This is a genomic window from Hymenobacter sp. BT730, from assembly GCF_030542105.1.
GTDB lineage: Bacteria > Bacteroidota > Bacteroidia > Cytophagales > Hymenobacteraceae > Hymenobacter.
In genome coordinates, this window is record NZ_JAUOFB010000007.1 from 14926 (window position 1) to 28635 (window position 13710).

At 55.9% G+C, this 13710-nt stretch carries 13 protein-coding genes; 9 read left to right on the forward strand and 4 right to left on the reverse strand.

Going from position 1 to position 13710, the window contains the following annotated elements; all coding sequences use genetic code 11:
• Nucleotides 1–25: 25 nt before the first annotated feature.
• From Q4G72_RS15475 to Q4G72_RS15485, 3 genes are all read right to left on the reverse strand, one after another.
• Nucleotides 26–433 carry a hypothetical protein gene (locus tag Q4G72_RS15475; protein ID WP_303312332.1) on the reverse strand — a complete coding sequence of 136 codons (408 nt, stop codon included), beginning with the start codon at nucleotides 431–433 and terminating at the stop codon, nucleotides 26–28.
• A 222-nt stretch (nucleotides 434–655) separates the two neighbouring features.
• A complete protein-coding gene (gene upp, locus Q4G72_RS15480; protein ID WP_303312333.1) occupies nucleotides 656–1336 on the reverse strand; it encodes a uracil phosphoribosyltransferase in 681 nt (226 codons plus the stop codon).
• Nucleotides 1324–2271, reverse strand: coding sequence for a GNAT family N-acetyltransferase (locus tag Q4G72_RS15485; protein ID WP_303312334.1), 948 nt, complete (start codon nucleotides 2269–2271; stop codon nucleotides 1324–1326). Before Q4G72_RS15485 ends, upp begins: the two co-directional genes overlap by 13 nt.
• Before the next feature lie 153 nt (nucleotides 2272–2424).
• On the opposite strand from Q4G72_RS15485, the gene Q4G72_RS15490 reads away from it, so the two are divergent.
• The 7 genes from Q4G72_RS15490 to Q4G72_RS15520 all read left to right on the forward strand — a co-directional run bounded on the left by Q4G72_RS15490 (nucleotide 2425) and on the right by Q4G72_RS15520 (nucleotide 10669).
• On the forward strand, nucleotides 2425–4374 hold the full coding sequence (locus Q4G72_RS15490) for a hypothetical protein (RefSeq protein WP_303312335.1): 1950 nt from the start codon (nucleotides 2425–2427) through the stop codon (nucleotides 4372–4374).
• A gap of 21 nt (nucleotides 4375–4395) precedes the next feature.
• Nucleotides 4396–4755 (forward strand): hypothetical protein, encoded by a 360-nt coding sequence (locus Q4G72_RS15495; protein ID WP_303312336.1) that lies wholly within the window; start codon nucleotides 4396–4398, stop codon nucleotides 4753–4755.
• Nucleotides 4756–4815: 60 nt separating this feature from the next.
• A complete protein-coding gene (locus tag Q4G72_RS15500; RefSeq protein WP_303312337.1) occupies nucleotides 4816–6660 on the forward strand; it encodes an ABC transporter ATP-binding protein in 1845 nt (614 codons plus the stop codon).
• Between the two features lie 154 nt (nucleotides 6661–6814).
• On the forward strand, nucleotides 6815–7321 hold the full coding sequence (locus Q4G72_RS15505) for a hypothetical protein (RefSeq protein WP_303312338.1): 507 nt from the start codon (nucleotides 6815–6817) through the stop codon (nucleotides 7319–7321).
• A gap of 9 nt (nucleotides 7322–7330) precedes the next feature.
• Nucleotides 7331–7915 (forward strand): D-sedoheptulose 7-phosphate isomerase, encoded by a 585-nt coding sequence (lpcA, locus tag Q4G72_RS15510; protein ID WP_303312339.1) that lies wholly within the window; start codon nucleotides 7331–7333, stop codon nucleotides 7913–7915.
• 118 nt (nucleotides 7916–8033) lie between these two features.
• Nucleotides 8034–9572: a YifB family Mg chelatase-like AAA ATPase gene (locus Q4G72_RS15515; RefSeq protein WP_303312340.1), complete on the forward strand. Its 1539-nt coding sequence runs from the start codon at nucleotides 8034–8036 to the stop codon at nucleotides 9570–9572.
• A gap of 62 nt (nucleotides 9573–9634) precedes the next feature.
• Entirely contained in the window at nucleotides 9635–10669 is a 1035-nt protein-coding gene (locus Q4G72_RS15520; RefSeq protein WP_303312341.1) for a quinone-dependent dihydroorotate dehydrogenase, read from the forward strand.
• A 10-nt stretch (nucleotides 10670–10679) separates the two neighbouring features.
• Here Q4G72_RS15520 and Q4G72_RS15525 read toward each other — a convergent pair whose 3' ends face one another.
• A complete protein-coding gene (locus tag Q4G72_RS15525; RefSeq protein WP_303312342.1) occupies nucleotides 10680–11777 on the reverse strand; it encodes an acyloxyacyl hydrolase in 1098 nt (365 codons plus the stop codon).
• A 209-nt stretch (nucleotides 11778–11986) separates the two neighbouring features.
• Here Q4G72_RS15525 and Q4G72_RS15530 point away from each other — a divergent pair, with 209 nt between their 5' ends.
• Both Q4G72_RS15530 and Q4G72_RS15535 read left to right on the forward strand, forming a co-directional pair.
• Nucleotides 11987–12709, forward strand: a complete 723-nt coding sequence (locus tag Q4G72_RS15530) for a porin family protein (RefSeq protein WP_303312343.1) — start codon at nucleotides 11987–11989, stop codon at nucleotides 12707–12709.
• 157 nt (nucleotides 12710–12866) lie between these two features.
• A complete protein-coding gene (locus Q4G72_RS15535; RefSeq protein ID WP_303312344.1) occupies nucleotides 12867–13538 on the forward strand; it encodes a porin family protein in 672 nt (223 codons plus the stop codon).
• Nucleotides 13539–13710 lie beyond the last annotated feature (172 nt).

Consider the following 13710-nt stretch of genomic DNA (forward strand, 5'->3'; position numbering starts at 1 on the left):
GGCTTTTTCTATGATAGAGGAATGGCTAGTGCTGAAAGATGGGTAGATGGCTGAACCGGACCGCCAGAGTGGTAAACAAAAAGCCCCAGAAAACGGCACTCCACAGCATATGCAGCATAATTTTAAAGCGAGGCACATGGAGTTGGGTAGCAATTACGGTACCGCCAATGGGACTAAACAGAATAGGCGTCAGGAATGCTATACCGCCCATGCCAAAGCGGGAATAAATCATAACGATGCGCCGGGAGCGTTTGGAAAACAACGGCTTACCGTGTTTAATCCTTTTCCGGCGCTGGTGCAGGGCCCATGCCTTGCCAACGCTTGAAATCAGGATAACGCTGCACATCATACCGGCTACAGTAAGGCCGACAGTAGCCATATAAGGTACTCCTGAGGCCACCCCAGCTACCGGGCCGCCAAAGAATTTCACCATGCTAAGCAGGAAAACAGAAGCGTATTTTAGAATATGAGGTACCACAGATGTTTTCGGTGCGGAGAATGGAAGTTGAGAGCTATTCTAGCGTCAACTAAAAGTAACAGGTTGAGTCTGCCAGAATAGTTCCGGCAGATCATCTCATTGTTGTCTGTGTATGAACAGATGAAGTGGGTATACGGGAGCCGCTCTAGTTAGCGTGCCAGGCAGCTAATTCCTTTGCTATAGTTTGCTGCCGTAGGAAAGGTCGCCGGCATCACCAAGACCGGGAACAATATAAGCCTGTTCGTTCAGTCCTTCATCAATAGCGGCTACCCACAAGGTGGCTTCCGGAATTTCGCGGGTTACATACGCTACGCCTTCGGGGCTGGCAATAACGGCGGCAATGTGCACCTGGCGGGGTGTACCAAAGCGGAGCATAGCCCGGTAGGTTTGCACCAGAGACTTGCCGGAGGCCAGCATGGGGTCGGCCAGAATCAGCACCCGCTCATCCAGACTGGGGGCCGTGAGGTAGTCTACCTGCACCTGCACCTGCGAAGTACCTTCGATGCGGTAGGCGGCAGCAAAGGCGGAGGGTGACTGATCGAAGTAATTCAGAAAGCCCTGATGGAAGGGAAGCCCGGCCCGCAACACGGTAGCCAGCACCGGGAAATCATGCAGGTGCATGCTGCTGGACTGACCCAGGGGCGTGCGCACCGTTTTGGTGGTGTAGCTAAGCTGGGAGCTGATACGGTAGGCCATGATTTCGCCCAGCCGCTGCAGGTTGCGGCGGAAGCGCAGGGAGTCGCGCTGCACGTCTACATCGCGCAGCTCGGCCAGAAAGTGGTTGGCCACGGAGGGCTCGGCGCATACGACATGTACACGAGTGAGGTCGGGAGCAGACGTAGGTTTCAGCGCATCCATGAGAGGTACCAGGGTTTTCGGGTTTGGGAAAGGGCCACATAGGGCACTGCTGCGGCACCGAAGTTGGCGAAAAATCGGGCAATAGAAGGTATCATGCCGCCTTCAAAATCGAGAAGGAGGCCACGCGTGCCAGCGTGCTGCTGGATTATGTAGTTGAGCAGCAGTAGGGGTGCCCCCACCTGCCGCCCCATTTCAGAGGACGCCGCAAACAAGTAAATAAGCCGGTGCGGGTGAGTTACAAAGGCTGCGCCTGCCAGTAGCTCATTGGTTTTCGGCCCGCGCACTTCCAGCACCTGCCCCATTCCCCGGGTCTGTAATTCGGCCAGCAGCTTTTTTAACCGGTCGTAGGCCTGTGGTTTCAGCCCTGCTGCCTGCCCGGCAGCTTCCGTCTGAAAAAGTGTAATCAATGCCTCGGCCGATAACGTTGGGGTTACTACCAGCGGCGTCTCGTGCTCCTGGTTGCGCCGCAGGCGCCGACGGTAGTCTGCCTCAAACCCGGCCAGCAACGCCGGATAATGGGGAGCCAGGCTTAGCTGGTAGGTTTGGCGCTGGGTGAGATGAAAGCCGGCAGGGGCACTGGCCAGCTCCAGCCCTGTATGCAGTTGCAGATAGAAGCGGGCAAAGCGGCCGGTTACCAGTGTGAGATAATCCAGCACGTGGCGGTGACGACTACCAGCTGTAATGAGCAGGCCCAACTGCTGGGTAAAGGGCGGCTGATATACTTCCCTACCCCACGGACGGCGCTTTATGGGCAGCGGAAATAAGGATAAATAGACCTCGGTGTTATCTTCAACCTCTACCACGGCATCCCAGCGGCCAGCCGTAGCGGCCAGCCACCAGGAGTAGGCATACGGCACCGGTTCCGTAGCTGTGGCCACACAGGTATCCCAGGCAGCCAGGTTTAGTTGTGCATGGGGCAGATAGCGGAGCGACAAGGGATAAAGCAGTTAGGATAGCCCACAAGAGTACGCAATATGCCACACCACGGCCAAGCAAATGGGGTAATCCGGAGAAAAACCAACTCCTTGCGCGTAACTGCGTAGGTTTGCGCCACTGGCTGCCGCGTTGGCAGCACTGTCTGCTTTCGTATGAAACGACCTCTCCTGCTTTTGCTCGCTACCGGGACGCTGCTGGCGGGCCCGGCTATTGCTCAGGATTCCACTGCTACTACTCCGCCTGCGGCCCCCATCGATACGGCCAAGACGCCGGCCGCTTCCCCCTGGCGGGTATACAATCAGCCCCTGGACACGCAACGCAAGGGGCAAAACAATGCGGTAAAGGCACCGGAAATTGCCCAGCCACAGGCGGTTCCTTCGGCACCATTGGTTACGCAGCCACAGGCAGTTCCTCCACCGCAGCCGGCACCCACCACCCGCTCCCTGCAAGGCACTACCTATGTGCCGCTTGATGCGGATATCTATCGGTTGATTGACCGCTACGCAGCAAAGTCCGGCTCTGATTCTTTACAGGAGCTACACACGGCCGTGCGGCCCTACCCGCGCGCTATGGTGGCCCGCCTGGCCGAGCAGATGCTGCGCGACTCCGCCGCTGGCCTCTCCCGCGCCGACCGGTTTAACCTGCGCTACCTGCTGCGCGACAACTGGAACTACACCAGCCAGGCCGCGGCTGTAAATGAAAGCAGCCGCCCGGTGCTCAAGCATTTCTACCGCCGACAGTCCGACCTGTTTTCGGTAAACAACCCTGACTTTACCCTGCGCATCAACCCGGTGATAGGCATACAGCTGGGCAAGGATACGGATAGTGATGGTATCCGATTCCTAAACACCCGCGGTGTACAGGTAGAAGGCACTATTGATGAGAAGCTGGGCTTTTACACCTTCCTGGCCGATAATCAGACGGCTGTGCCGGAATACGTGCGTCAGCGCATTGTGCGCGACAATATTGTGCCGCATGAGGGCTATTGGAAGCCTTTCAAAACCAAGCCCGGCCAGTACGACTTTCTTTCAGCACGCGGCTACATTACCTATGCGGCTACCAAGCACATTAACGTGCAGCTGGGCCACGACCGAAACATCATCGGCAACGGGTACCGCTCCCTGATTCTTTCCGACTATGCCGCCCCATATTTCTTTCTGAAGCTTAACACACGCATCTGGAAATTCAACTACCAGAACCTGTTTGCGGAAATGACGGCCGACAAGGCCAATGCCGATACCATCTATCAGAAGAAATACTTTGCCCTGCACCACCTCAGCCTCGACATCACGCCTAACTTCAATGTAGGCGTGTTTGAGTCGGTGGTATTTTCCCGGGGCAAGGGGCGCTTTGAGCTGCAGTACCTGAACCCTATTATCTTCTACCGCAGCGTAGAGCAGCAAATTGGCTCGCAGGACAACGCCCTGCTGGGGATGGATTTCAAGTGGAATATTGCCCACACCGCCCAGCTCTACGGTCAGCTGATGCTGGATGAGTTTGTGGTCAGTCAGGTGCGCTCGGGCAATGGCTGGTGGGCGAATAAGCAGGCCTTCCAGGTGGGCGCCAAGTACTTTGATGCAGCCGGCATCCGTAACCTGGATCTGCAGGCAGAGTTCAACTATATCCGCCCGTATACTTACGAGCACGAAGACAAATTCCGCAACTACCAGCACTATAACCAGCCGCTGGCGCACCCCATGGGCGCTAACCTATGGGAAATGCTGGGCGTGGTGAGCTACCAGCCCCTACCGCGCCTGATGCTGGTGGGCAAGGGCTTCTTCTCAGAGCAGGGCCTGAACACTACCTTCAACTCCGATTTCCCGCCTTATACCCCCGTTACGCTGAACTATGGCAGCAATGTGTTGCTACCTTATACCACCCGCGTACAGGAATTTGATAACCGCGTAGGTCAGGGCAATACCACCCACCTGTTCCACGGCGACCTGACGGCTACCTACCAGCTGCGTCATAACCTGTGGATTGATGCCACCCAGATAGTGCGCCACCAAAGCTCGCAAGTTGCCACGCCGCTGGAAGGTACCGAAGCTTATTCGGCCCTCACTCTGCGCTGGAATATTGCCCAGCGTGTGCACGAGTTTTAAGCTGCAATCCTCTTTCCGGTTATGCGCCACGACCCAGCCGCCATGCTGCTTTTCCGGCCGGTCAATCAGCAGGAACTGGATTTAATAGCCGCTGCCGACTGGCTGGCCTTTCCGCCGCGCCTGCCCGAGCAGCCCTTCTTCTACCCGGTGCTGCATGAGGCCTACGCCAGCCAGATTGCCCGCGACTGGAACGTACCCTACTATGGCATCGGCTACGTGCTACGCTTTGCCGTGGATGCCGATTACGCCGCCACCTTCCCGGTGCAGAACGTGGGCGGGCCCGAGCACGACGAGCTCTGGGTGCCGGCCGAAGAGCTGGCCGAGTTCAACCAGCATATTCTGGGGCAGATTGAGGTGGTAGCCGTGTTCAACGCTGAGTAGCGCCGGAAGCGCGAAGTGGCCCGGCCGCAATCGGAATCCGGGGTTACCTTTGTAGCCTCCATGAAGACCTACCTCCGCATTCTGCAGTACGCGCGGCCTTACGCCGATTTTCTGCCCTTCTACTTTCTCTACACCATCCTGGGCATCATTTTCAGCATTGGCAACTTTGCGCTGATTATTCCCTTGCTGAAAGTACTGTTTGACAAGACGGGCAAGGTGCAGATGAATGCGCCGGAATACCTCCCCAGCTTCGCCCCTACCCTCGATTACGTTACCAGCACCTTCAACTACTACTTTGCCCACGTTATTGCCACTCAGGGCAAGATGGGTGCGTTGCTATTTGTATGCCTGGTGCTGGTGGTTTCGGTGTTTTTCAGCAACGTATTCCGCTACCTGAGTTTGCGGCTGGTGGCCCGGGTGCGGGCCCGCGTTATTCGCAACATGCGCCGGGCGCTCTACCACCGAGTTATTCAGCTGCAGCTCGGCTACTTTGCCACCGGCCGCAAGGGTGATTTGATGTCGCGCTTTACCAACGATGTGCAGGAAGTGGAGGGCTCCGTGGTCAATACCCTCACAGCCGTTATTCGTGACCCGCTGACCATTGTGGCCTTCTTCGCGGTACTGTTTTACATGTCGTTTAAGCTCACGCTGTTTACGCTGGTGCTACTGCCGATATCCGGAGGAATTATTGCCAGTCTGGCCAAGCGGCTTCGCTCTCAGGCCAAAACCAGCCAGAGTACGCTAGGCTCTATGCTTTCGGTCATTGATGAGACGCTGGGCGGCATCCGCGTTATCAAGGCCTTCAATGCCCAGGATTATATCAAGGAGAAGTTTGAGCAGCAAAACGACCTGTATGCCAAGACCTCACGCCGCATTGATAATACCCGTGACCTAGCTTCTCCTTTCTCCGAGTTTGCCGGGGTACTGGTAGTTGCGGGCCTGATTTACTTTGGCGGCACGCTTATTCTGGGTGGCAATTCTGATCTGGAAGGTGAATCGTTTATCACCTATATCGTGCTGTTTTCGCAGGTGCTCACGCCGGCTAAAGCGCTGTCGTCGGCGTTTGGCAACATCCAGCGCGGCCTGGTGGCTGGCGAGCGGGTGCTGAGCATTATCGATACGGAGCCGGTGATTCGGGACAAGCCCGATGCCCAGTTACTGCCCGCTTTTGAGAAGGAAATTGAATTGCGGAATCTGCAGTTTACCTACGGCGACCAGCCTGTTCTGCAGGACATCAACCTCATTATTCCGAAGGGTAAAACTGTGGCATTGGTGGGTCCCTCAGGCGGCGGTAAATCCACGCTGGCGGATCTGCTTCCTCGTTTCTATGACCCCACCGGTGGTCAGATTCTGATTGATGGCCACGATGTGCGGGACTGCACCATTCACTCCGTGCGCGACCAGATGGGCATTGTAACCCAGGAAAGCATCCTGTTTAACGACACCATCTTCAACAACATCCGCTTCAACCAGACCCAGGCCACGGAGGAAGAAGTCATGAACGCTGCGCGCATTGCCAATGCCCATGAGTTTATCATGAGTACGCCGGAAGGCTACCAAACTGTTATTGGCGACCGGGGCACGCGCCTTTCTGGGGGCCAGCGGCAGCGCCTGAGCATTGCGCGCGCCGTGCTGCGCAACCCGCCCATTCTGATTCTGGATGAAGCCACTTCCGCCCTCGATACCGAGAGTGAAAAGCTGGTGCAGGAAGCCCTAATGCGCCTGATGCAGAATCGAACCTCCCTGGTTATTGCTCACCGCCTGAGCACCGTGCAGCATGCCGATGAGATTGTAGTGCTGCAACACGGCCGCATTGTAGAGCGCGGCACCCACGATGAATTGCTACAGCGCGGCGGCCTTTACCAACGCCTGAGCCAGATGCAAACCAACGTAGCATTGGCCTGAACTCCGGTGCAAGCCAACGCAGAACCGGGACTTTGCGTTTAGACGGGCGCTATGGCCCGCAGTGCTACTGAATTGGATATCTCCTATATTTAATTCGCCAAGCCAATGCGGCGGGCCAGTGCTGTTCGTTTTATACTCTCTAAGCCCTTCTTCCATGCTTGCTCTCAAACGCCTCGTCACCATCCTGGTTATGGTGTATCTGCTCCTGGCGCTACTGTTTATTCTAAGCCCTGCTGCCCGTGAGGGTGTGGCCGGTGCATTTGGCCTCGGTACCAACTTAGCCACTTTCTACTGGGTCCTGTTTATAGTAGCAGTGGTATTACTGGCTGTGCAGCTGCTGGTTGAGAACCTGGACAGCACTATGCTGCGCCGTAATATTTCTCAGCACGAAGGCAAAATCAACGAGTTGAAAGCCCGCCTTTACGATCAGCAGATGGAGCTGCGCGAGCGGGAGTTTCAGCAGCGCCCCGGCGTAGCCACGGGTACTACTACCTACCCCGATCCGGCTTATGTAGCTACTCCAGCCCCTACCCCTGCTCCGGAAGCACCGCGGCCCGTTTTCCCGCAGGAAGACCCCAGCCTCACGAATGCGCCCCTGCAAAAGCCAAATACTTTTATTCCGCCTGCTTCAACTGATACAGATGAGCGACCAGTACGGTAATTTTACGCCGTGACTGATTCTCTTTCTGACCTCATCCGGGCCGAGCTGACGGAAGCCCGCTCTGTCCTCGACCGTTTTTTAGCCGATCCGGCCAATCTGCAAGCCATTGAGCAAGCAGCCCGCCTTATGGCGGATTCCCTGCGTGCTGGCGGCAAAATCCTAACCTGTGGCAATGGTGGCTCCCTCTGCGATGCCCAGCATTTTGCCGAGGAGCTAACGGGCCGCTACCGCCAGAACCGCCCCGCGCTGGCGGCCATTCCGCTCACCGAAGCCTCGCATATGAGTTGCGTAGCCAATGATTTCGGCTACGACCATGTGTTCAGCCGCTATGTGCAGGCGCTGGGCCGCCCCGGCGACGTGCTACTGGCTATAAGCACCAGTGGCAACTCGCCCAACGTGCTACTGGCCGCCGAAGCCGCCAGGGCTGCTGGCATGCGTGTGGTCAGCCTCACAGGTAAAGATGGCGGCCAGCTGGCGGGCATCAGCGACGTGGAAATACGCGCCCCGCACAGCGGCTATGCCGACCGGATTCAGGAAATTCACATCAAAGCCATTCACATCATGATTATGCTCATTGAGCAGCTGGTGGCCTAAATTGATCCACCCAGTTCAAAGAAAAGTCGGCTCTAGTGGGTCGGCTTTTTTTATAACCTGCCACGTCTCAACCCAGTATCTTCGCTTTCTAAAACCCTATCCTCATTACTTCTTTATTATGCTGACGAAAACCTACGGCTCGGCCGTGCAGGGTGTTAATGCCAATACTATTACCATTGAAGTAGTTGTATCGCAGGGGACGAATTTTTACGTGGTGGGGCTGGCTGATAATGCTATTAAGGAAAGCCAACAGCGAATTGAAGCGGCCCTCAAGTTTCGGGGCTACCGCATGCCACGTACCAAAGTGGTAGTGAATATGGCTCCGGCCGACGTACGAAAGGAAGGCTCTGCCTATGATTTACCCATTGCCCTCGGTATTCTGCATGCCTCACAGCAACTTACCACCGAGCGGCTGGGCGACTATATTATTATGGGTGAGCTGGCACTGGATGGAGCCTTGCGGCCTATTCGTGGGGTGTTGCCTATTGCCATCCAGGCCCGCAAAGAGGGCTTTAAAGGCATTATTCTGCCGAAGGAAAACGCACAGGAAGCGGCCATCGTCAATAATCTGGATGTCATTCCGGTAGAAACAATGCAGGAGGCCATCGACTTTTTTGAGGGCCGCCAGGATATTTCCCCGCTCAAGGTGGATACCCGCGACATCTTCCAGCATGCCGCCAATCAATACGCCGCTGACTTTGCCGATGTGCAAGGACAGGAAAACATCAAGCGAGCGTTGGAAATAGCCGCTGCCGGCGGCCATAATGTGATTATGATAGGCCCTCCTGGTGCGGGCAAGACTATGCTGGCCAAGCGCCTGCCCAGTATTCTGCCGCCCCTGACGATGCATGAGGCGCTGGAAACCACTAAAATTCATTCGGTGGCAGGCAAGCTGGGCACCAATGCGTCCCTGCTTAGTACGCGGCCGTTCCGGGCGCCGCACCACACTATTTCCGATGTAGCCTTGGTAGGCGGTGGCGGCAACCCGCAGCCGGGCGAAATTTCCCTGTCGCACAACGGGGTGCTGTTTCTGGATGAGTTGCCGGAGTTTAAGCGCACGGTTTTAGAGGTGATGCGCCAGCCGCTGGAAGAGCGCCGCGTTACTATTTCCCGCGCTAAAATCAGCATTGATTTTCCGGCCAATTTTATGCTGATAGCCAGCATGAATCCCTGCCCCTGCGGATACTATAACCACCCTGAAAAAGAGTGCGTGTGCGGGCCTGGCGTGGTGCAGCGCTACCTCAATAAAGTAAGTGGCCCGCTACTGGACCGTATAGATCTGCACGTGGAAGTAACGCCGGTTTCCTTTGATCAGATGACGGAAACCCGCCGCTCGGAAACCAGCGCCGATATTCAGCAGCGCGTTTCCACGGCACGGGAACGGCAGGCGGCGCGGTTTCAGGAATTTCCCGACATTCATTCCAACGCTATGATGCCCCCGCAGATGGTGAAGGACTTGTGCCAGATAAACGATGCCGGCCGCCTGCTGCTGAAAACCGCTATGGAGCGCCTGGGCCTCTCCGCCCGGGCCTATGACCGTATTCTGAAAGTGGCGCGCACCATTGCCGACCTGGCCGCCTCGGAGGATATTCAGATTCAGCACCTGGCTGAAGCTATTCAGTACCGCAGCCTGGACCGGGAAGGCTGGGCGGGGTAAGCCGCAACCGATAGCTTCTATTTCTCCTGCTTCCATTTCCCCTTGCCTAGTTTTGCGCTGCCATGTATAAAACCCTGTTGAAGCCGCTTTTTTTCCAGCTGGATGCCGAACGGGCGCACCATCTGGTATTCGATAATCTGAAGCGGATGGCGCAGGTGCCAGGTGGATTGGCGCTGTTGCGGGGGCTTTATGACTACCAAAATCCGGGGCTGGAGCGGGAGGTATTTGGGCTGAAATTTCGAAATCCGGTGGGACTGGCAGCTGGCTTCGACAAGAATGCGGAGCTGACCGATGAGCTGGCTTCCCTTGGCTTTGGCTTCGTGGAAATTGGTACCGTAACGCCCCGCCCCCAGCCAGGCAATCCGCTGCCGCGCCTGTTTCGGCTGCCGCAGGATGAGGCATTGGTGAACCGCATGGGCTTTAATAACGCCGGAGCTGAGGCGGCTGCGGAGCGGCTGCGTCACCGTCGCTCCAGTATTATTATCGGCGGCAACATTGGCAAAAACAAAGACACCCCCAATGAGCAGGCCGCCCAGGATTATGTGGCCTGTGTGGAGGCGCTGCACGAGGTAGTCGATTATTTTGTGGTGAACGTCTCCTCCCCTAACACGCCTAACCTACGCCAGCTGCAGGAGCGTGAGCCGCTGATTCAGTTGCTGCAACAGGTACAGGAGCGCAACCAAGCCCTGCCTAAGCCCCGGCCCTTACTGCTCAAAATTGCGCCTGACCTGAGTGATTCTCAGCTTGACGACATTCTGCTGATTGCCCGCGAGACCAACCTGAGCGGGCTGGTAGCTACTAATACAACTATTAGCCGGGCGAACCTGCGCACTGCTCCTGAGCAGGTAGCCAGTCTGGGGGCAGGGGGGGTAAGTGGGCAGCCGTTGCGTCAGCGGGCTACGGAGGTAATTCGCTACCTGCACCGGCGCAGCGAAGGGAGCCTGCCCATTATTGGTGTGGGGGGCATACACTCAGCCCAGGATGCGCTGGAAAAGCTGGAAGCCGGTGCTTCGTTGGTGCAGCTATACACCGGATTTATTTACGAAGGGCCGGCAGTGGTCAGACGTATAAATCGGGCACTACTGGCCGCTCAATAGCAACTAGACCTTACAGCTTCACTCCTGCTTTCCATTCCAGCACATCGGCAGCGCCGCGGTGTACCTTCAGATCCACGGCGCCAAACAGGCGGTTCGTGAAATGGTACTTTAGCCCTACCCGCTCGTAGTAAAAGTTGTTGGATTTGTAAGGGTTGTACACGTATACGCCCAGGTGCGTGACTAAGGCCAAGCGGCCGAACAGCAGCTCGTGGCCTAGGAAAACGCCGGCTTTTTTCACATCCACCAAAGGAACGTCCTGACGGGCGGTATCCCGCTGCTCGGCGCGCAGGGAACGATCATAGAAACCTTCCAGACCCAGTAGAAGATTACTTTTCCGGTTGACACGCCGGCCTCCTACTACAGAAACGGAGTTGACCAGGTAAGTTTTGAGGTCGATTTCATTCAGCCGCTTTATGCCCAGACTGGTGCTTAGATACAGGAAGTTTTGGCCTATATCCTCGGGTTCTGGTGGGGGCGGTACGTCCAGCGGCCGGAAGCTGCGTTGCTGATGAAAATTGAGGCCCAGCACTACGGTGGGAATATTGATGCCCAGGTTAGGCTTAGCAGTAGCCCCATTGGAAAAATGATTGAGCCCCACTCCCACCAGCAGGCCTACCCGTGGGGACAGAGCCCAGTCATACTCCACGCGGGCCTGCAGCATGGCATTGCAACGGGAGCTGACTAAGGCATTCTTATGGTTGGACTCCTGGGAGAAAACCTGCGTAAACCAGCCTATACCGGTTCCTAACCGAAAGTTCAACTCCTGCCGGGTGGTGCGCCAATACGTTTTATTGAGGTAGAACGAAGCCGCGTAGCTACGTCCCAATACCGGGTTGTGGTAATCGTAATATACCAGCGCCAAGCCTATTTTGGGGTAGCCATACCAGGCATGCCAAGGGGCGTGGCCCGTCGTCTGGCGCTGTAGATTCAGCTCCAGTCCGGTAGGATGCGCCCGCACCAGATGCCGTACCCGCGACGAGTGCGCCACTATAAAGCCCCCCTGTGCGTAGAAGCCACCCACCCACGGCACACGTGGCGTCTGGGCACTGACAGTGCCTTGGCCCCCGGTCAGCATCATCACCCCAAAAAGAGCTACCCAAATGCGCATACCGGGAAACAAGTTAGCCACCCTTCAAAAGTACGAGCCGCGGCTTTACTTAGGGTAGCCTGCAACGCCTGGAGCGTAAAATCCATCTTACCTGAGCAGCCAGGCGCGGTCAACTCACTCCATTGCCGTAACATTGTCTTTTCATTGGGGCCGGCAGTCTATTTCCTGGCTGGTTTCTACATTATCATTCACAGCAATTTCTCTTTCGCATGGTTAAGAAGGCCGTACTGGCAGTTGCCCTCGCCGCTTTTGCCTCGGTGGCCCACGCCCAAAATCCTGGCAAGCCCCGTTTGGGCCTGAAAGCCGGGGCTACCCTGGCCCGCCTTACGGGCAATGAGCTGGATATACTGGCTGGACCCAACTACCGGGTGCAGCTGGGCGACCGGCACACAGGCTATAATGTGAGTCTGGCGGCTACAATTCCCCTTTCCAGCACCGGCTTGTTTACCATTGCCCCCGAGCTGCAACTGAACCATAAGGGCTATAAGCTGACCCAAACGTCTCTGAACACTGAGGAACTGGGCGCAAGCGAAACGCTACGCATTAATACCGTAGACCGCACGCTTTCCTACCTCGACTTGCCTCTTCCGGTGCGGGTAAACACCAATGGAGGTATGTATTTTGAGCTGGGTCCTCAGGTAGGCTACTTAACGGGCAGCAGCACCGATACCGAAACCTACAGCAAGTTCTCCGACAGCCGTAAAGAAACTACTACCAATGCTTCTTCCAGCGCAACCGGGGACGTAGCCAAGTGGGAATACGGCGCCGTGGCTGGCCTGGGCTATCAGTCGCGCAACGGTCTGACTATTGGGGCACGTTACAACCGCGGCTTTCAAACCGTGCTTGATACCGATGCCATTGAAAGCAAACCGAAGAGCGCCAACGACGCCATTATTATACAGGTGGGCTATTTGCTGCAACTGGGCAAATAATCAGGAGGTTATCCTGCAAGAAAATGGTCTGGCCGCGAGGTTGGACCATTTTTTTTTGCGGCAATATGTATCCGTTGCTGATTTCTCCGTTTAAGGCCCCATGGAACCCCGGGTTGGGGTGCCGATGTGCAATGTTCAACTAAACCCTTGTTGCACCATGAAAAAGACAACAATCCTACTCGCTTCTCTCCTTGCCGCTGTTACTTTCTCCGCTCAACATGCCCAGGCTCAGGGCGTACGTCTGGGTATTAAAGGTGGCGTAAACTATTCTAATCTATCCGGTGACCTGACCGACGAGGACCGCTTCGAAAGTAAGTGGGGTGCGCACGGCGGCGTGATGGCCAATTTCAGCGTAACCGACGATGGCTTCTTCTCTATTCAGCCTGAGGTGCTGTACTCGCAGAAAGGCTTTCAGTATGCTGATAATGAGTTTACCATTGGCTCCAATAAATACAAGTACAAAGGCGACCGTACCTACAACTACATTGATGTACCGGTCCTGCTCAAGATTAACGCCGATGGCTTTTTCTTTGAGGCCGGCCCGCAATACAGCTACCTGCTGAAAGTAAAGGATCAAACTGAGCGTTCCGTAAACGGTAACACCTACCAAAAAACGGAGGGCATCGAAAACCTGGACAACGTGAAGCGTAGCGAAATTGGCTACGCCGCTGGCCTGGGGTATCAGTCAACTGCTGGTTTCCTGGTGGGTATCCGCTACAATGGTTCGTTCACTGATTTCGGTGAAGACGGCTACCAGGATGATGACGTAAAGAATGCCCGTAACTCTGTGTTCCAGGCGTCAGTAGGCTACCTGATTGGTGGTAAATAAGCCGTAGCTTTTCAAGCAAAAAAATTTGGGCGCTTACTTTCTTCGGAGAGTAAGCGCCTTTTTGTTTCATAGTAATTTCTGAATACTGGCACAATTCCTGCAGCCCCTTTCTGCCTCTACTGCAACGCCCGCTCTCGTCCTCATCCCCGAACTTTTCTTTCTTCTTTGTTCT

Bases quoted from the DNA above. Each gene is read 5' to 3' on its own strand.
- Q4G72_RS15475 (WP_303312332.1), bottom strand. From the start codon at position 433: ATGGTGAAATTCTTTGGCGGCCCGGTAGCTGGGGTGGCCTCAGGAGTA.
- upp (WP_303312333.1), bottom strand. From the start codon at position 1,336: ATGGATGCGCTGAAACCTACGTCTGCTCCCGACCTCACTCGTGTACAT.
- Q4G72_RS15490 (WP_303312335.1), top strand. From the start codon at position 2,425: ATGAAACGACCTCTCCTGCTTTTGCTCGCTACCGGGACGCTGCTGGCG.
- Q4G72_RS15495 (WP_303312336.1), top strand. From the start codon at position 4,396: ATGCGCCACGACCCAGCCGCCATGCTGCTTTTCCGGCCGGTCAATCAG.
- Q4G72_RS15500 (WP_303312337.1), top strand. From the start codon at position 4,816: ATGAAGACCTACCTCCGCATTCTGCAGTACGCGCGGCCTTACGCCGAT.
- Q4G72_RS15505 (WP_303312338.1), top strand. From the start codon at position 6,815: ATGCTTGCTCTCAAACGCCTCGTCACCATCCTGGTTATGGTGTATCTG.
- Q4G72_RS15515 (WP_303312340.1), top strand. From the start codon at position 8,034: ATGCTGACGAAAACCTACGGCTCGGCCGTGCAGGGTGTTAATGCCAAT.
- Q4G72_RS15520 (WP_303312341.1), top strand. From the start codon at position 9,635: ATGTATAAAACCCTGTTGAAGCCGCTTTTTTTCCAGCTGGATGCCGAA.
- Q4G72_RS15525 (WP_303312342.1), bottom strand. From the start codon at position 11,777: ATGCGCATTTGGGTAGCTCTTTTTGGGGTGATGATGCTGACCGGGGGC.
- Q4G72_RS15530 (WP_303312343.1), top strand. From the start codon at position 11,987: ATGGTTAAGAAGGCCGTACTGGCAGTTGCCCTCGCCGCTTTTGCCTCG.
- Q4G72_RS15535 (WP_303312344.1), top strand. From the start codon at position 12,867: ATGAAAAAGACAACAATCCTACTCGCTTCTCTCCTTGCCGCTGTTACT.